15 protein-coding genes are annotated in these 17,540 nt (G+C 39.1%); 4 read left to right on the forward strand and 11 right to left on the reverse strand.

Translation table 11 applies throughout. The features are described from left to right. Positions 1-27: 27 nt before the first annotated feature. Positions 28-1,071: an oxygen-dependent coproporphyrinogen oxidase gene (gene hemF / locus H6G77_RS07800; RefSeq protein ID WP_190871257.1), complete on the reverse strand. Its 1,044-nt coding sequence runs from the start codon at positions 1,069-1,071 to the stop codon at positions 28-30. A gap of 265 nt (positions 1,072-1,336) precedes the next feature. Here hemF and acsF point away from each other — a divergent pair, with 265 nt between their 5' ends. Next, positions 1,337-2,392 (forward strand): magnesium-protoporphyrin IX monomethyl ester (oxidative) cyclase, encoded by a 1,056-nt coding sequence (gene acsF, locus H6G77_RS07805; protein WP_190871258.1) that lies wholly within the window; start codon positions 1,337-1,339, stop codon positions 2,390-2,392. 102 nt (positions 2,393-2,494) lie between these two features. Here the strand turns inward: acsF and H6G77_RS07810 are convergent, their stop codons facing one another. The 7 genes from H6G77_RS07810 to H6G77_RS07840 form a co-directional block, all read right to left on the reverse strand. Further along, on the reverse strand, positions 2,495-2,896 hold the full coding sequence (locus tag H6G77_RS07810) for a type II toxin-antitoxin system VapC family toxin (RefSeq protein ID WP_190590283.1): 402 nt from the start codon (positions 2,894-2,896) through the stop codon (positions 2,495-2,497). Next, a complete protein-coding gene (locus H6G77_RS07815) occupies positions 2,878-3,111 on the reverse strand; it encodes a hypothetical protein (protein WP_190590284.1) in 234 nt (77 codons plus the stop codon). The genes H6G77_RS07810 and H6G77_RS07815 overlap by 19 nt, the downstream gene beginning before the upstream one ends. Beyond that, positions 3,105-3,248: a hypothetical protein gene (locus H6G77_RS07820; RefSeq protein ID WP_190669059.1), complete on the reverse strand. Its 144-nt coding sequence runs from the start codon at positions 3,246-3,248 to the stop codon at positions 3,105-3,107. Before H6G77_RS07820 ends, H6G77_RS07815 begins: the two co-directional genes overlap by 7 nt. Positions 3,249-3,370: 122 nt before the next feature. Continuing rightward, positions 3,371-4,084: a heterocyst differentiation pentapeptide repeat protein HetL gene (gene hetL, locus H6G77_RS07825; RefSeq protein WP_190590286.1), complete on the reverse strand. Its 714-nt coding sequence runs from the start codon at positions 4,082-4,084 to the stop codon at positions 3,371-3,373. Between the two features lie 176 nt (positions 4,085-4,260). After that, the gene (locus tag H6G77_RS07830; protein WP_242049164.1) at positions 4,261-5,349 is read right to left on the reverse strand and encodes a nitronate monooxygenase family protein; all 1,089 of its coding nucleotides are present in this window, start codon (positions 5,347-5,349) and stop codon (positions 4,261-4,263) included. A 124-nt stretch (positions 5,350-5,473) separates the two neighbouring features. Further along, complete coding sequence (locus tag H6G77_RS07835) at positions 5,474-6,346, reverse strand: 6-carboxytetrahydropterin synthase (RefSeq protein WP_190590287.1); 873 nt, start codon at positions 6,344-6,346, stop codon at positions 5,474-5,476. 126 nt (positions 6,347-6,472) lie between these two features. Continuing rightward, positions 6,473-6,703 carry a hypothetical protein gene (locus tag H6G77_RS07840; protein ID WP_190871259.1) on the reverse strand — a complete coding sequence of 77 codons (231 nt, stop codon included), beginning with the start codon at positions 6,701-6,703 and terminating at the stop codon, positions 6,473-6,475. A gap of 789 nt (positions 6,704-7,492) precedes the next feature. Between H6G77_RS07840 and H6G77_RS07845 the strand changes: the two genes are divergently transcribed. The 3 genes from H6G77_RS07845 to H6G77_RS07855 all read left to right on the forward strand — a co-directional run bounded on the left by H6G77_RS07845 (position 7,493) and on the right by H6G77_RS07855 (position 14,797). Continuing rightward, positions 7,493-8,761, forward strand: a complete 1,269-nt coding sequence (locus H6G77_RS07845) for an ATP-binding protein (RefSeq protein ID WP_190871260.1) — start codon at positions 7,493-7,495, stop codon at positions 8,759-8,761. A gap of 108 nt (positions 8,762-8,869) precedes the next feature. Beyond that, a complete protein-coding gene (locus H6G77_RS07850; RefSeq protein ID WP_190871261.1) occupies positions 8,870-12,052 on the forward strand; it encodes an ABC transporter substrate-binding protein in 3,183 nt (1,060 codons plus the stop codon). A gap of 60 nt (positions 12,053-12,112) precedes the next feature. Beyond that, positions 12,113-14,797, forward strand: a complete 2,685-nt coding sequence (locus tag H6G77_RS07855) for an ABC transporter substrate-binding protein (protein WP_242049172.1) — start codon at positions 12,113-12,115, stop codon at positions 14,795-14,797. A 357-nt stretch (positions 14,798-15,154) separates the two neighbouring features. Here H6G77_RS07855 and H6G77_RS07860 read toward each other — a convergent pair whose 3' ends face one another. The 3 genes from H6G77_RS07860 to cysK are packed head-to-tail and all read right to left on the reverse strand — an operon-like array spanning position 15,155 to position 17,526. Beyond that, a complete protein-coding gene (locus tag H6G77_RS07860) occupies positions 15,155-15,826 on the reverse strand; it encodes a Uma2 family endonuclease (protein ID WP_190871263.1) in 672 nt (223 codons plus the stop codon). Between the two features lie 29 nt (positions 15,827-15,855). Continuing rightward, entirely contained in the window at positions 15,856-16,548 is a 693-nt protein-coding gene (locus tag H6G77_RS07865) for a J domain-containing protein (protein ID WP_190590289.1), read from the reverse strand. 15 nt (positions 16,549-16,563) lie between these two features. Beyond that, positions 16,564-17,526, reverse strand: coding sequence for a cysteine synthase A (gene cysK / locus H6G77_RS07870; protein WP_190871264.1), 963 nt, complete (start codon positions 17,524-17,526; stop codon positions 16,564-16,566). Positions 17,527-17,540 lie beyond the last annotated feature (14 nt).

Consider the following 17,540-nt stretch of genomic DNA (forward strand, 5'->3'; position numbering starts at 1 on the left):
ACTTTTTACTTTTTACTTTTGCCTTTCTTACACCCAATCTCTAGGCTGAAGAAAAACTTCTGTCAGTTCTGCTTCTGGGGTTCCGGCTTCTGCTTGATAGCAATATTCCCAGCGTGCTAAAGGTGGTAATGACATCAGGATAGATTCGGTTCTGCCCTTGGTTTGTAAGCCAAATACTGTGCCTCGGTCGTAAACTAAATTAAACTCGACGTAACGACCCCGACGGTACAGTTGAAAATGACGCTGGCGATCGCCATACTCTATTTCTTGTCGCCGTTCTACAATGGGCAAGTAAGCAGGTAAAAAAGCTTCACCGCAAGACTTGACAAACGCAAATATATCTTCCCAATTGCGATCGACATTTCCCACTTTCTCGCTATAAATGGCGGCTGGAGTATCTGTTTGGGAACCGACGTAAAGCTTACCACTAGCATCTTGATAATCAAAGAAAATCCCGCCAATACCGCGCTGTTCTTGACGATGATGCAAATAAAAGTATTCATCGCACCACCGCTTAAAAGTTGGGTAATACTCTGGATGGTGAGAATCACAGGCATTTTTCAACGTCTGATGAAAGTGAACCGCATCTTCAGTAAAGGCATAATATGGCGTTAAATCTGCACCGCCACCAAACCACCAAATCGGCCCAGCTTCAAAGTAGCGATAGTTAAGATGTACTGTTGGCACAAAGGGATTGCGAGGATGCAACACCATTGACGTTCCTGTGACAAAAAACTCATGTCCTGCTGCTTCTGGACGTTGAGTCAAAATTGAAGCTGGTAAGCTTTTTCCCCAGACTGCGGAAAAATTCACACCCCCCTGTTCAAACACCCGCCCTTCTCTAATCACGCGGGTACGTCCTTCCCCACCTTCTTCTCGCTCCCAATAATCTTCTTGAAAACTTGCTTCTCCGTCAATTTGCTCTAACCCTGTGCAAATCTCATCCTGGATGTTTTGCATGAATTGTAACACTCGCTGCCGTGAATCCTTGGGTATGCTGTGATTCGGTGATGGGAGGAAGGTTGTGTGATGTGGATATTCTTGCAGAGACTTATCGAAATGACGGCGCATGGTAAAACCTCTATAATTTCAGGTCGGTGAAATTATCACCACTCAATAACTATATAGTTATGAATTGAATTTGCAACCGATAAGTTTCAAAACTTAATAAACTATCCCAACCCCTGCCCTCAAAGACTTTTCTCTAGTCAACTACAGTATCTAGCGTCTGGTTATTTCCGACTTTACTGAAGGATTGTAAAGAGGTCTAGCCAAAGAATCCCACTTATCATAACTTGATAGTTATGAAATTATTTACTTGATTACCGCATTACTTATGGTTAATACTCTACCCAAGCCAGGAATTAAAACCCCCAGCCAAGAAACTGTACTCACTCCCCGCTTTTATACAACAGATGTTGAAAAAGCAGCCAACTTAGATTTGTCTACTCAAGATACAGAATTACAAGCGATGTTAGCCGAGATGCGAGCCGACTATAACCGCCACCACTTTGTTCGGGATGAAGCATTTGAACAGTCTTGGGAACACATAAAAGGTGAAGCGAGACAAGCGTTTATTGATTATTTAGAACGCTCTTGCATTTCTGAATTTTCTGGCTTTTTGCTGTTCAAGGAGTTGTCGCGCAAGCTGAAACATCGCAGTCCCTTACTAGCAGAGATGTTTCAACTCATGGCGCGAGATGAAGCCCGCCACGCCGGCTTTCTCAACAAAGCAATGGGGGATTTTAAACTCTCCCTAGATTTAGCAATGGTGACGAAAACCCGCACCTATACGTTTTTCCCGATAGAATGGGTACTCTACACCGTCTATCTCTCAGAAAAAATCGGCTATTGGCGTTACATCATTATTTACAGACATCTACAACAGCACCCGGAAAACCAGTTTTACCCCATCTTCCGCTACTTTGAAAGCTGGTGTCAGGACGAAAACCGCCACGGAGACATATTTAAGGCACTGTTACGTTCTCAACCGCAACTCTGGAACAACTGGAAAGCTAAACTGTGGAGTCGCTTTTTCTTGCTGTCGGTATTTGCTACCCACACAATGACAGTTCATGAACGGACTGGTTTTTACAAAACTTTAGGACTAGATGCAACAGAATTTGACCGTCAAGTAGTTTACAACACCAATGAAACCGCCGGACGGGCTTTTCCTGTAATGTTAAATACCGAACATCCCCAATTTTTCCCGCGCTTACAACGCTGCGCGGCTCATAACTTACAAATTGCCGAAATTGAACGTAGTTCTCAGCCTAAATTTATCAAGCTGATACGTAAACTACCTTTAATCACGGCTATTGTTTGGAACTTACTCTTGCTTTATCTCATCCAGCCCATTGATGCTGAGGCTTTGCGAGAAACCGTGCGTTAGTCTTGCTTCAAGACATTCTATATTACCCAAGCAGTATTCCCATGACTATGAACTGAGTAAACTTTGGGCTCAACCTAGAGGTTTCGGCTTCATTCATAGTCTTTACTTGTGGTCGGGAATTACCTGAATCAGTCCCGTTTGAAATGCTGTATCGTAAGTGATGACGGGCAAACTTTCGAGTTCCGCTTGAGCCATGCTCATACGATCAAAGGGATCTCGATGGGCAATTGGTAGACTTCCGGCTCTGAGTGCATGGGCTGAGGTGATTCCAAATTCGATAAATCTTGCCCGATTTAATATCTGTGAATATTGCTCAACGAGTTGTTTTGCTTCAGGTAGTTTCCCAATGCGGTATTTAGTGGCAATTTCCCAAGCAGAAACACTACTCACGAAAATGCGATGATCGGGGTTGCGAATGATGTCTCGGCATTCAGTATCGAGTTTTGGGTCATCAAAGAGCCACCATAATAGGATATGTGTGTCAATTAGGTAGTTTCTTCCCATTGCTGAAGTTCTTCTTCCGGTAAGGGTTCAAAAAAAGCATCGCTGAGTTTTCCTGTTAGTAATCCTGGGGTACGCGGTTCAAGTTCGCTTACCGTCAGAGGTTGGGCAGTTTCCCGATTTAAACCTAAGCGAAAGTAGTGAATCAGATCATAAATTTCTGCGAGTTTATCTTCGGGGATGTTTTGCAGTTCTTGGACAATTTTCTGAATCAGCATAAGTCAAATCTTATGTATTTGATGGTTAATTGGGTTTCGGCTTCGCTCAACCTAGAGGTTTCGGCGGCACTGAACCTGATGGTTTGTACTGCGTTTATGATGGCTGGCGCATCAATGCCATGCAAAATTATATTCATGATGGCAATTACATACGCCAAACTTTTCTTTACCCGTAAATGTATGTTTTTGCAGAATCTCAAGCTCTTTTGTGGTCTTAACAACACTTCTTAACTATGGACTACTACCCGATCGCTCCTCTTCAATCATGAATCCTACCATCAGGCATAATTGCTCCTTGAAAATCAGCATTGGTGAGAATAGCCCCCGTTAAATCTGCACCTTGGAGGTTGGCTTTTCGCAGAACTGCACTTTCTAAATTGGCATAACTCAAGTCTGCACCTTGTAAACTAGCCCCACTTAAATCGGCCGCTAAGTTACCCCACTGTATTGTTTTACTCAGATTAGCTCTACACAACTTGGCTTGATCTAAGTTAGCGTGATGTAAAGAAGCCGCTCTCAGGTCAGCGTAACTCAAATCTGCTCCAGTCAACAGTGCATATCCTAAATCTGTGCGCTGGTTAGAACTAGGACGCAAATCAACTTGAAATAGCAGCGAACGCGATAAGTTTGCTTTATGCAAATTAGCCCCACACAAACTTGACTTAATTAAGTTAGTTTCTTCTAACCGAGTATTAACTAATTTTGCACCCGTTAAATCAGCTTCTCGCAAAACAGCACGATATAAATCTGCGTCACTTAAATCTATACCCCAAAGAATAGATTCACTTAAATCAGCTTCTCGTAAACAAGCTTGGCTCAGATTAGTTTTACCCAGTCTGGTTTGGCGCAAATCAGCATAGCTAAAGTCTACACCTGTAAGGTTGGCATTAGTTAATTCTGCTTCTTGCAAATTCAGTTTTTGGAAGTTTCTTTTACCAGCAACATAGGATTTGAGAATGTCATTTATGTTCATAAATTAATGTTAAAAATTTCCAGTTTCAGCAATTACTTTAAAACTTAATTGTAATTAAATATGAGTTCGATGAATCATTTTTCGTTTTTTCAGTGATGTTTGTCGAACTCAAGTTAATTAAAGCGTAGCATTAGCCACAACGCAGATTTAGCAATAAGTTACCCATACTTTTGGTGTTAAGCCGTCAAATCTGCCATCAATTCTGCAACAGACATCATACGCCCTGGATGGCTAACATTAGCACCAGAAAAAATTAAACCATGTTCCACATCACCACGGGCAGCTTGCGCTAGGGCATTGAGTAAGCAGTAGGTTTTGCCTTTGTCTCGAAACAGACAAGTGTCTAAACAGTTGGCAATACAAGACCTTTTCTGTGATGAATCTACTATTATTTCCTCTGCGAAGGCATTGCGTAAAGCCCGACTCGGTTTGCCGACGGGACTGGGTACAGTAACAATATCTGCTAAATTCGCTTGCAAATGACGTTCTTTATAACGCTGATTGGCATCACATTCAATTGTGGTGATAAAGCGAGTACCCATCTGCACGCCATCAGCGCCAATTGCTAACATTTGATCAATATCGTGGCGATCGCTAATGCCACCTGTCACAATCAAAGGTATCCTCACACCCATCGTCTCGGCTAAATAATCCCGAATTTGCGAAACCACCCAGCCAACTGAAAACCCCGGCACATTTATCTGTTCACATTGGGTAAAATGTCCGCCTACCTTCTGGCAGTTTTCCACAATTAAGGCATCGGGTAGGCGATTATATCGATTTTTCCAAGTTTGACAAAGAAACTGGGCTGCATCAAAATTAGCGATCGTCGGTACTAAGGCAACATCAGGAAAATCAGCCGTGTATTCTGGTAAAGTTAAAGGCATTCCTGCCCCAGTCACAATTAAATTTGCACCCTCGGCTGCGGCGGTTGTGGCTAACTTGGCGTAATCTTTCGTACCGACAAGAATATTCACGCCTATCACGCCATCAGGGCTGATACATCTGGCTTTAGACAATTCATCAATAAGTGCGAGTCGATTGGCACTAAAAAAACTACTCGGTTTGCGTTGATTAAAGTAGGGAGAATCTAAGCCCAGTCCCAGGGAAGCAATCATCCCCACGCCCCCAGCATTCGCAACTGCGCCAGCCAATTGTGCGCCAGCAACCCTCACTGCCATTGCCGCTTGCATAATGGGATAACGGGCGATATGTTTACCAATTTGCAAGGGATGAAGCATCGAGGGCATTTGATTATTACTCATTCTTAACTAAATAGCTAAGGAGTAATTTTATCATCTCCGTGTGACTTTTCTTGGATAGTCATTTTTTGCTGGGATTTCTGGTGATGAAAAATTAGAGACGCGGAAATTCGCGCCTCTAGAACAACTACAACCTAGCTAAAACAGGTTGGCTATCTACTGCACCGACAGTATCTGATTCTGTATCTGTGCAGTAGATTTCGCAGGAGTTATTGGGGCTTTCGATGAGTTTGACTTTGTAAAGCTTGGCTCCTAGTTCTTGGATGGGCGATCGCAGTAAACTACTAATATATAGAGCGATATTTTCCGCAGTCGGCACAACCTCAGCAAAATAAGGTACATCTTTGTTCAAAAAGGTGTGATCAAATGGTTCTACCACATAATCTGCGATCGCTTTCTGCAATGCACCCAAATCAACAATCATTCCAGTGCGCTGATCAATTTCGCCTTTCACCGTCACTTCTAAATGATAGTTGTGTCCGTGGCCATTTGTCCGAGCGCATTTACCATAAATCTCAGTATTATCTTCTAAGCTGAGATCAGGATGTGCCAAACGGTGTGCGGCACTGAAGTGAGTACTGATACTGAGGTAAGCTTCCATTGAGTTTCCCATATAATCTGCCCAAAGTTCAGGATGTTCAAATAACTGTACGCGGACTACAGGCAAGTGGGGTGCTAACCGCCGCCAGATAACCCGTGCAATATTTTCAGTGGTGGGGAGAGTTTCTTGAAATTCTGCCCAGACATCATTGAGATAAGAAAAATCCAGTTGGCTGGTAACTTCGCGTTTAATGACTTGTTTGACATCAGACAAATTCAGCACCATGCCATACTTATCTAATTCCCCAGCCAGGGAAATAAATAAGACATAGTTGTGTCCATGTCCAGGAAATTTTGAGCCAGCACCAAATTTCTCAAAATTCTCAGCATCACTCAGTTCGGGTAGCCAATAGCGATGACTAGCCGAAAATTGAGCGCGGCGATTTACGATACATTGCATGAGTACACTGGGAGAAAAATTTAAATTTTCTTAATCTTTCACTTTTTCCAGCATAAACTAATTTCTTTGTCTGTGGTGAGAGGAATAATATCTTGCTAGTGCGGGTATCTCTCCAGACCACTGACATCATAACTGGTCATAATCCATTAAAGTTGCTTTTCCCTCAGCAATTTCTTGTTTAGCTTGTTTAGCCGCAGCAATCAATTTTGATTGAGTTCCTTTAAAAGCACTATTCCATCTAATTTCATCTTGCAATTCATCAATGTACTCTCGCAGATGTTCTGCAATGCGGTCTTGTACCTCAATCGGTAAAGATTCCATCATTTTGACTACAGTAGTAATTGCTGTTGATGACATAATGTATGGTTTTTATGCAACGCTTTGATTTTAAACTAACACTAATCGGTGATTGATGATTTTGCTAATTGTTCTCTTACCCATTGCCGTACAGTTAAACAGAAAAATGGGTTGGGTGGAGCGATAGCGTAACCCAACAAAGTATGCTCGGATGTTGGGTTTCGTTCCTCAACCCAACCTACGCTAGAATTGGTTTTTAGTCTTAACTGAACGGTATTGTAAGAGCTGATTCGTAAAGAAAATCTTAAGGAGACTCAAATCATTACTAGGTCTAAGTTACAGCGAATAAGTGCTGTATTAAGTAACATTTCTGAAACCCTTACAGGGTAAGTATTTTACTTTAGTTTACAAATTAGCTCTAATATATTAGGACTTACGCAACGCCAATAATTTCATTGCGACTGGAACGAAGTGTAGGGAAGCAATCAAGGGCGTTAGGAGAGATTACTTCTCTATCAGTCGTAATGACGGAGTTACGTTATTTTTGCGTAAGTCCTGGTAATATATTTACCTCTGCCTCTTGCTTTAACTCAGTCTATGCAGTTGGTGATACGTTTATTTAATTTTAAGTTAATACTAATCCATAAAGAATTTATGGTATTAAGTAAATATCCCACCACAAGTGTTCCTTATTAAGCTAAATAAAAATTGTTATATCTCGCTAGACAAAGGGATTATTTTGTGTTGCCTGTTCTAGATTTAATATTCACCTAATAAGTGAAAATTCTGTGCAGATGATCAATATATTTCCTATAAAAATATATTTATTTAACAATTAGTACAATCACAATGTCTCCAAATCCCTTCTTTGCTAAAAGACAAGTTCCTCCAGAACACTTTGTTGGTCGGACATCAGAAATAGCATCTGCATTTGACCAAATTTATAACCGCAGCCACCTAGCGATTTGGGGTGGACTAGGAATGGGTAAAACTTCATTTTTGGAAAAAGTGGCTTCACCCCAAGCCTGGATAGATCACGGACTAGACCCATCTACGGCTGTAATTGTGCTACTCAGGTGTGAAGATTTGCATCCTTTTACTCCTGCTGCTTTTTGGCAAGAAGTTTTGAAACTCTTTCATGAGAAATTAGACAGTGAGCCTCAATTACAAGTTTATATTAAGTCCTTACTGGAAAAAGCTCCAGTTACAAATGATAGTTTGCGCCAAGCTTTGCGGAGGTTAGAAAGAGAAAATAAATTCTTAGCCTTGCTAGTAGATGACTTTGATGTAAGCTTAGTACTAAACGAACAATACACTGAAGCCGAGAGAGAAACATTTTTGGCTCAATGTCGTAGTTTAGCGGTTGGGGGAAGATACCTCTCAATGATTGTCACCTCACTCAACCGTCTCAACGAACTAGGCCCAAAAGTCAAGGCTAATGCTTCCCCCTGGTACAATCACTACCTGTTTCAATCCCTCAAACTATTTGCTGATAAAGATTTAGATCAACTACTAACCATAATTAGACCAGCAGAATTACGGGATGCAATTCGAGATATGACTGGTAGACACCCGACTCTGGTACAAATTGCTGGTTTTTTTCTATACAGAGAACTGCAACGACAGCAAGAAGCTGATGTTAACGCATTTGCTGAAGGTTTTGAAAGAGACACTCAAGAAATTTTTCAAACAATTTGGTCAAGATGCGATGAAATAGACCAAACTTTGTTGATGTTGATTGCTTTATTGGCTTTGCAGGGACGTTTAAATGAAAAACATTTTGACTTGAGTGGTATTGGCCGCATTTTTACCCAAGATGAGCGCAGGCTAACTAATTTAGAGCAACAAGGTATTATCACTTCCAAACTTATGGAAGAACGAAAGTTTTACTTCTTCACTTCCTCAATTATGGAAAAATGGGTAATTCAAGAAATTTTGAATACAAAAGAAGCTGAACTCAAAAAACGAGAAAAAGTATTTCTCAATCTCATGAGTCATGGGCAAGTTGAGCAATTTAAAAAAGCCATTACCTGGTTATGGCAGAATAAAGATGCTGTACCATCTCTTCTCGATTGGTTTGCTAAAGTCGTAGCAGCATTTCCTAAAGGATTAATTTGAACAGTCATTGATTACAAATGAGGGTAAATTCATATATTTACCCTCGATTTTTAAGTTGATGTCTAACTACTATTTAAGCCGAATATATAACTGGTAATCAGAAAAAATATGGTTGAAGAAAAAGAAAATAAAAATCGTTTTATTGCAAATCCTTACATTATCGGTATTCCTATTGAAGAACCAGAAAAATTTTTTGGCAGAAAAGATTTGTTTGCTGTGATTCAAGATAACCTCAGACAAAATGTACAACTAATTTCATTATATGGTCAACGACGAATTGGTAAATCATCTGTACTCAAACAAATTCCAAAAAATATAGACAGAGACAGTCAAGAATTTATCTTTGTTAATTTTGATTGTCAAGATGCTACTAATTGCTCTATTCATGAATTAATACACAAAATTGCAAGAGCAATTGTAGAAAAATTAAAAAAAGATAAAGAACAAATAGATATACCTTCTGAAGAAAAATTAAAAAAGGATATCAAAATTTTTCAAAATCAATTTTTATTCCCAGTTTATCGGCTATTAAATAACGCAAAATTGATTTTACTGCTAGATGAATTTGATGTTTTGATTGAAGATGAAACTGCATATAAAGAAGTTATTTCCTGGATTCAATCACTTTTAAAACACGATAAACAATTATTTATTATTGTGGTAGTGGGACGACATATTGATAAACTCGACACTCTCGACACTTTGCTTTCTTTTCTGAAAAAAGCGCCCAACCAAGAAATTGGGTTTTTAGATAAGGATAGTACTGAAAAACAAATTACTAAACCTGCTGAGGGAATTCTAAAATATGAACCAGAGGCAATCTCGGCAATTTTCCAACTATCAGCCGGGCATCCCTATTTTACTCAAGTTATTTGCCGTACTCTTTTTAACGTAGCACGAGAACGGGATAAATGGACTATAACTCGTACAGATATTGAAAGCATTGTAAATAGGGTATTTCAAGATGACGATGCTCATGCGGGACTAGCAGGGTTTTGGGAAGGACGAATGCTCCCAGAGCAAGTTATTCTTTCAGTAGTAGCAGAAGCTCAAAAGAGAGCGATTGAAAATCATGAAAATATTCTTGAAGAACCGCTAAATTTGCTGAGAAGCTATGGAGTGATAACAGAAACCTTAACTGACGTACCTAACCAATTAGCTAAATATGGTTTCTTGTATAATGCGCCACATAGAATCAAAATAGAATTAGTCTACCGTTGGTTGGTGAAAAATCATAGCCTCAAGGATGAGATCAAAGAATTGGAGAAAATCGAGCAAGACAACGTTAATAAGCTCTTATCAGTAGCGGATGATCTACGTCAACGTGGTGACTTTCAAACATTGCAGATTTATGAGCAAGCGTTAGCACTTAATCCGAATAATTTCACAACTGTCAAGTCCTTAGCTAAGGAATATTTAAAAGTAGAAAATTTTGATAAAGCTTTTGAGCTTTTGATGCGTGCTTATCAATTTTACTCGATAAGCAATATGCAAGAAATGGTTTTGCAGCCTTTATTGTCTCTAGCTGAAGAATACTTAAAAGGACAAAACTTTGACAAAGCTTTAGAAATTTATACACTATGCTACAAAATTGCTCCAGAAATTAGCAAAGATGGTCTTTTAAATGTACGAGAAGAATATGGACATTACTTGATAATTCAAGAAAAATTAGATCAGGCGCAAGAACAGTTTCAACAAGTTTTGGCAATTGCTCCTCAAAGAGTTCATTCTCAAAAAAAGCTAAAAGAAGTTTCAGTCTTTAAAAATAGAATTTTACCTATACCTGAAAGTATATCTGCATCTGAAAGTAATGATAGTGTGAACGTAGCTGATAATAATGTGACTCCTATGGTTCCAAATCGGCGATCGCGAATTTCTGGTAATATTGTATTTCGATCATTATTAGCGATCGCAACTATACCTATCTTGGGTTTTGGTGGGTATCAATTTTTCCGAACCTGTCCAGCCGGTCAACAGAAAAATTTAGGCTTTTTTTGCATAGCAGATACTAGTAGAATTAGTAGAGGCGATCGCACTTTTTTCAATATTACCAACATCTTTCGTGACCAAGGAATTGCCGCATTTAAACAAGGTAATTATCAACAAGCGGTTGAATTATTTGACAAGGCTGTAGCAGCAAATCGTTCTGATCCTGAAGTACTAATTTACTCTAACAATGCCCGCGCTCTTCAACAAGGTTCACCTCTGACTCTGGCGGTAGCTGTACCAGCAGACAACCGAACTGGTAATGCTCAGGAAATGTTACGCGGCGTAGCACAAGCACAAAATCAATTCAATAGAAATCGTGGACTTAGCGGTAGATTACTAGAAATTGTCATTGCTAACGATTCTAATGACCCAGAGAAAGCAAAACAAGTAGCCCAGGAACTAATTAAAGACCAATCCATCTTAGCAGTAATTGGTCATAATTCTAGTGAAGTTACTCAAGCTGTACTACCAGAATATGGACAAGCAAAATTAGCTGTCATCTCTCCCACTAGCACCAGCATTTTTTTACAAAACCCAGTTTTCTTTAGAGCAGTTGTTTCCGATGAAGCCGCAGGTAAAAAACTAGCAGAATATACTTACAAAAATCTCAAATTAAAAAAAGTAGTGATTTTTGCTAATCCTAAAAATCCATATAGTGATGGACTTAGAGAAGTATTTACAAAACACTTTGAAAGATTAGGAGGTGAAGTAGTGCGCCCACCAATGATTGACTTAACTCTTAACACATTTGATGCAGAGAAAGAAGTTCCTAGCAGTTTGTCTAAATATGGGGCAGAAGCAGCTATGTTATTTCCAAATGTAACATACACTGAAATTGGTATCAACATTGCCAAGGTGAATGAACTACTCAAAAATAATCCCTCAAATACCCAAAAACGAGCATTAAAACTATTAGGTGGGGACTCACTTTATAGCGATGAAATGTTAAGAAGAGGTGGAAAGGCTTTTGAAGGAATCATTCTATCAGTTCCTTGGTTTAGAGGCACACAAAAAGCTGAACTATTTGCCCAACAAGCACAGCAGCAATGGGGAGGAGAAATTAGTTGGCGTACTGCTACTAGTTATGATGCTACTAAGGCTTTAATTAAATCTCTATCTTCTAATGCTTCTCGGAATACGGTATTAGAGAATTTACAAAATGTGACACTTTCAAGTAATGAAACATCAGGTGATGGACTCCGGTTTACGCCAGAAAGAGAGCGTCAAGGTGAGCCTATTCTTGTGCAGGTCAAGGACGAAAAGTTTAATAATTTGCCTGAGCAAGTGATGGAATTTAAGTAATTTGGCTGATGAAATCACTAGTTTTGGAGATATTATGAAGGTATGATTACTTCATCTTACATGCCAAGAAATCCATACATTATCGGTCGCCCAATTGACGACCGAGAGATTCTTGTTGGGCGAGAAGATTTGTTTTCGTTTATCAAGAAGAATCTTCAAGATCATCAGCGAGTACTGTTGTTACATGGTCAAAGACGAATTGGTAAATCATCTATCATTCGTAATATTCCTAAAAAATCTCAGGATCTAGATGATTTTGTTTTTATTTCTTTTGATTTAGAAGACTACAGCCAAGAACCACTGAGTGGAATTTTAGCAGCCCTAGCCGAAAAAATTGTCGAAGATATCCAATTAGAGCAAGATCATATAAAATTGCCAAAAAGTACAGAATTAGAAGTTATTCCTGATATTTTTTACAACCAATTCCTCTCGCAAGTATATCAAAAATTAGAAGGCAAAAATTTAGTATTGTTACTTGATGAATTTGAGGCTTTAAGTAATGAAAATTCAGAATCATCATTAGAAGAATTTTTTAAATATTTATCTGCAATCATTAATCTAGATGATAAATTATATCTAATTTTATTTATAGGGCAAGAACTATTAAATACACAAAATATTATTCAGATATTTAATGATGTACCGATCATACAGGAAATTGGGCTATTAAATAAGATCAGTACTGAGAATTTAATTACTAAACCAGCCCAAGGTGTTCTGTCATATGAAAAAGACGCTATAGAAGCTATTTTTAAGCTATCCGCAGGTCATCCATATTTTACACAAGTGATATGCTTTGCTATTTTTGTAAGAGCTAGGGAAAAGGAAGCTTTCAATGTTAGCAAAGAAGATGTGGAAGCAGTGATAGACAAAGCAATTGAGCTAGGTGAAGCTAGTTTGGCATGGTTTTGGGATGGATTTTCTATACCGGAAAAAGTGTTATTTTCAGCAGTGGCAGAAGCTCAAGAAAATGCAGGAAATCCTTCAAAACTTTTAAAAAGCTATAGTATTGATGAAAAAGATAGTCGAATTAAGCAAGCTATTAAAAAATTAGGAGACAATGGTTTTTTGGATGACACAAGACAGAGGATAAAAATAGAATTGGTGCGTCGCTGGATTATACAACGTCATCCCCTGAGAGAAGAGATTGGTGAATTAGATAAGATTGAGCAAAAAAAAAATCACAATAAAGGTGAAATCACCATCTATTCAAATAATAATGTCAATGATTCCCATGTGTTGAGTACTACACATAATATTGCAATAAATAATTCTGCAAAATTTGATTTCACTATTTTCAATACAATTTTCAAGACAATAGATATATTCAAAAATAATTCGACAAAATCTAAGTTTTTTATTTTAACTGCAATATTACCTATATTAGGAATTAGTATTATAATTCTTCGTGGTGATCAATTTTTCCGAACTTGTCCAGTCGGTCAACAGAAAAATTTAGGCTTTTTTTGCATAGCAGATACCAATAGAATTAGTAGAGGCGATCGCACTTTTTTTCCTAATATTACTAACATCTTTCGTGACCAGGCAATTGCCGCATTTAAACAAGGTAATTATCAACAAGCGGTTGAATTATTTGACAAGGCTGTAGCAGCAAATCGCTCTGATCCTGAAGTACTAATTTACTCTAATAATGCCCGCGCTCTTCAACAAGGTTCACCTCTGACTCTGGCGGTAGCTGTACCAGCAGACAACCGAACTGGTAATGCTCAAGAAATGTTACGCGGCGTAGCACAAGCACAAAATCAATTTAATAAAAATAATGGCTTTAGCGGTAGATTACTAGAAATTGTCATTGCTAACGATTCTAATGACCCAGAGAAAGCAAAACAAATAGCACAGGAACTAATTAAAGACCAATCCATCTTAGCAGTAATTGGTCATAATTATAGTGAAGTTACTCAAGCTGTACTACCAGAATATGGACAAGCAAAATTAGCTGTCATCTCTCCCACTAGCACCAGCATTTTTTTACAAAACCCAGTTTTCTTTAGAGCAGTTGTTTCCGACGCAGCCGCAGGTCAAAAACTAGCAGAATATACTTACAAAAATCTCAAATTAAAAAAAGTAGTGATTTTTGCTAATCCTAAAAGTTCATATATTAGCGCACTCAGAAATTTATTTGCAACATACTTTGTAGGACTAGGAGGTGAAGTAGTGCGCCCACCAATGATTGACTTAACTCTCAACACATTTGATGCAGAGAAAGAAGTTCCTAGCAGTTTGTCTAAATATGGGGCAGAAGCAGCTATGTTATTTCCAGATGTAAAATACACTGAAATTGCTATCAACATTGCCAAGGTGAATCAACTACTCAAAAATAATCCCTCAAATACCCAAAAACGAGCTTTAAAGCTAATAGGTGAGAATTCGTTATATAGTGAAGAAACTTTGCGTGGAGGCGGAAAAGATGTTGAAGGTTTAATTCTATCCGTTCCTTGGTTTAGAGGCACACAAAAAGCTGAACTATTTGCCCAACAAGCACAGCAGCAATGGGGAGGAGAAATTAGTTGGCGTACTGCTACTAGTTATGATGCTACTAAGGCTTTAATTAAATCTCTATCTTCTAATGCTTCTCGGAATACGGTATTAGAGAATTTACAAAATGTGACACTTTCAAGTAATGAAACATCAGGATATGGACTCCAGTTTACACCACAAAGAGAGCGTCAAGGTGAGCCTATTCTCGTGAAGGTTGAGAAAGGGAAATTCATCATATCAGATTGAAATTCTCTCAAATCTCCATAAAACTCTGGTGTTTCTTGATTGAAGGTTTAGGAGATGCGCCGATCGCATATTTTTTACCACAGATGCAAGTAAACAATGCAGCCTCTTGAATTAAACTTTTGACTATGGCTTCTGTCTTCAAATGATAGCATGAGCCTAATAAATTTAAATTTATACAGCGCCAATTTGGGCAGTAAGAATTGGTTTTAACGCGGTCTATGCGGTTGGTGGTACATTGATCAGGACGGCATTGTGATACACGGAACTGTCTTTGGTCTACTTATACTCCTCTCTTCTTTGCGCCTTTGCGTCTCTGCGTGAGATAAATCTTCCCGCGATTCAATATTTTTACTCAATTCATGTGGATGATTTTGCTAATTGTTCTTTTACCCATTGCCGTACATAACGAATTAAACTTGTTTCCCCCATTGTTAAACTTAATTCTAAAAATTGCATCAGCACAGCAGCATTAAATATTGGCAATGCTAAGGAAATTTCACAAGGTTGATACTCTTCATTAACTAAGCTACAAATTGTCAAAGTCTCACAGTCAAAACGCCATACTTCTGGTACTCTTAGCGCCGCATAAATCCCCATTCGATTCATTGAACTGCTAGTATTATCAACCTCAATTGCTAAATCTGGGGGCGGATCAAGTGTTAAATCGATGACATCTTTACCGCGCACAGCTAATTCGTTTTGAATGTAATAACACTCATCTGGTTCTAAACCTTTGCGTAAATCTTCTCGTGTCCAAGTTGTAGAACCTAAACTGCGAATTTCAATTCCTAATTCTTCTGTCGTTACTTCAACAAAGCGACCAAGTAATTTCTTAAAAGTTTCATGGGGTGGTAGAGGCATGAGTATTTCTAAAGTTCCGTTATCATAAGTCAGTTTGGTTCCTGGTTGTGACTCTAAATCTCGCACTAAATTTTGATAGGTGTCCCATTGAATGCCGTGCAGGATGGTTATATTTTGGGGTGGTAATGTTTCAGCTAAAGTTGTATTAGCAGCGATCGCATTATTCATCCTGTTCTCCTTTAGCTATCAATTTAAGTTTATTTATGCACTGAATCTTGGGCTTCGTAGTATAATCTGGTCGCTATGCGAAACATTTCTTGACCTGTGTGCAGATAGCGATCGTCATAACTAAGTGGAAAGTATGCAAATTCTTCTATACCATCGGCTACTTGATTAATGCTGTAGTAGAGATGTGCCGCCGTTCTCGCTAAACTAGGGGGATTAGGCAGTGAACGAAAAATAAATTGAGCTTGTTTAATCTCGTCTCGACAAATATCTAAATATTCTTGAAATGATTCTAATAATTGATCATCAAAAGGATCGGCGGCTAATTGCTCAATTTGCTCTTCTAGGGAATCCAGTATTTCACCAAGAACGCTGTTAACTGGTTGATAAATTAAACGTAGCCATTCTTCAATTTGTTCATCAACATTTTTACCTGATTTTCGATTGGCTTGGTAATGTTTTTGCGCTGATGCTGCCCGTTGTTGGCGATTTTGAGATTCATCTTGCAATTTTTGGTCATAGTCAAGGCGACTTTGGCTATCACCTAAGACTTCATAAGCAGCGTTGATGCGGATAATTTCATCTTTATCGGCTGTTTTTTGATTGCTATCAGGATGAAATAATTTTACCAAGCGGCGATAAGCTTGTTTTATCTCCGCTTGGCTGGCATTAGGATTAATTTTGAGAGTTTCGTAGTGGTTCTCAGTTTGTTTGGAATTCACCATTAGTCTAAGTAATTTTTAGCTGACGCTGGTAGTTATTTTTGCTTCCAGGTCTTGGAACAACGGTGTACTTAAATACCTTTCGCCAAAACTGGGTTGAATCATCACAATTAAGCGTCCGGCTTTTTCTGGGCGTTGGGCAACTTTAATTGCAGCACATAAAGCCGCACCGCTAGAAATTCCCGATAATAAACCTTCTTCTCTAGCTAACCTTCGACTGTATGCGATCGCTTCTTCATCACTAACAGTAATTACTTCATCAATAAACTTCATCTTTAAAACTTGCGGTACAAACCCCGCACCAATCCCTTGGATTTTGTGCGCCCCTGGTTGTCCGCCTGATAAGACTGGGCTATTGGCTGGTTCAACTGCGATCGCCTGAAAACTTGGTTTTCGTGCTTTTAGGACTTCTGCTACACCAGTAATCGTACCACCTGTACCCACTCCAGCAACAATCATATCTACCTGACCCTCGGTATCTTCCCAAATTTCTTCGGCGGTTGTTTCTCGATGAATTTTGGCATTCGCCGGATTGCGAAATTGCTGCAACATATATGCGTGTGGCGTAGTATTAACTATCTCCTGGGCGCGGCGAATTGCACCACCCATACCTTCCAGCCCCGGAGTCAATTCTAATTCTGCCCCATAAGCGCGTAACATTGCCCGTCGTTCGCCACTCATGGTATCTGGCATTGTCAAAATTAAGCGATAACCCTTAGCGGCTGCTACCATTGCTAGGGCGATGCCGGTATTCCCGGAAGTTGGTTCGACTAATACAGTCTTTCCAGGAGAAATCAATCCCTCGGCTTCGGCTGCATTAATCATGCTAATCCCAATGCGGTCTTTTACCGATGCTGACGGGTTCAAACTTTCTAGCTTGACTAATATTTGTGCTACACATCCCTCGGCTTGGGGAACACGATTTAACTGGACTAAGGGCGTACGACCAATAATTTCTGTAATGTTACGGGCAACTCGCATAATATTCCTTTGTA

It is taken from the genome of Aulosira sp. FACHB-615 (genome assembly GCF_014698045.1).
Lineage (GTDB): Bacteria > Cyanobacteriota > Cyanobacteriia > Cyanobacteriales > Nostocaceae > Nostoc_B.

Coding starts and splice junctions, on each gene's coding strand:
- hemF (WP_190871257.1), bottom strand. CDS start 1,071: ATGCGCCGTCATTTCGATAAGTCTCTGCAAGAATATCCACATCACACA.
- acsF (WP_190871258.1), top strand. CDS start 1,337: ATGGTTAATACTCTACCCAAGCCAGGAATTAAAACCCCCAGCCAAGAA.
- H6G77_RS07810 (WP_190590283.1), bottom strand. CDS start 2,896: ATGGGAAGAAACTACCTAATTGACACACATATCCTATTATGGTGGCTC.
- H6G77_RS07815 (WP_190590284.1), bottom strand. CDS start 3,111: ATGCTGATTCAGAAAATTGTCCAAGAACTGCAAAACATCCCCGAAGAT.
- H6G77_RS07820 (WP_190669059.1), bottom strand. CDS start 3,248: ATGAATATAATTTTGCATGGCATTGATGCGCCAGCCATCATAAACGCA.
- hetL (WP_190590286.1), bottom strand. CDS start 4,084: ATGAACATAAATGACATTCTCAAATCCTATGTTGCTGGTAAAAGAAAC.
- H6G77_RS07830 (WP_242049164.1), bottom strand. CDS start 5,349: ATGAGTAATAATCAAATGCCCTCGATGCTTCATCCCTTGCAAATTGGT.
- H6G77_RS07835 (WP_190590287.1), bottom strand. CDS start 6,346: ATGCAATGTATCGTAAATCGCCGCGCTCAATTTTCGGCTAGTCATCGC.
- H6G77_RS07840 (WP_190871259.1), bottom strand. CDS start 6,703: ATGTCATCAACAGCAATTACTACTGTAGTCAAAATGATGGAATCTTTA.
- H6G77_RS07845 (WP_190871260.1), top strand. CDS start 7,493: ATGTCTCCAAATCCCTTCTTTGCTAAAAGACAAGTTCCTCCAGAACAC.
- H6G77_RS07850 (WP_190871261.1), top strand. CDS start 8,870: ATGGTTGAAGAAAAAGAAAATAAAAATCGTTTTATTGCAAATCCTTAC.
- H6G77_RS07855 (WP_242049172.1), top strand. CDS start 12,113: ATGCCAAGAAATCCATACATTATCGGTCGCCCAATTGACGACCGAGAG.
- H6G77_RS07860 (WP_190871263.1), bottom strand. CDS start 15,826: ATGAATAATGCGATCGCTGCTAATACAACTTTAGCTGAAACATTACCA.
- H6G77_RS07865 (WP_190590289.1), bottom strand. CDS start 16,548: ATGGTGAATTCCAAACAAACTGAGAACCACTACGAAACTCTCAAAATT.
- cysK (WP_190871264.1), bottom strand. CDS start 17,526: ATGCGAGTTGCCCGTAACATTACAGAAATTATTGGTCGTACGCCCTTA.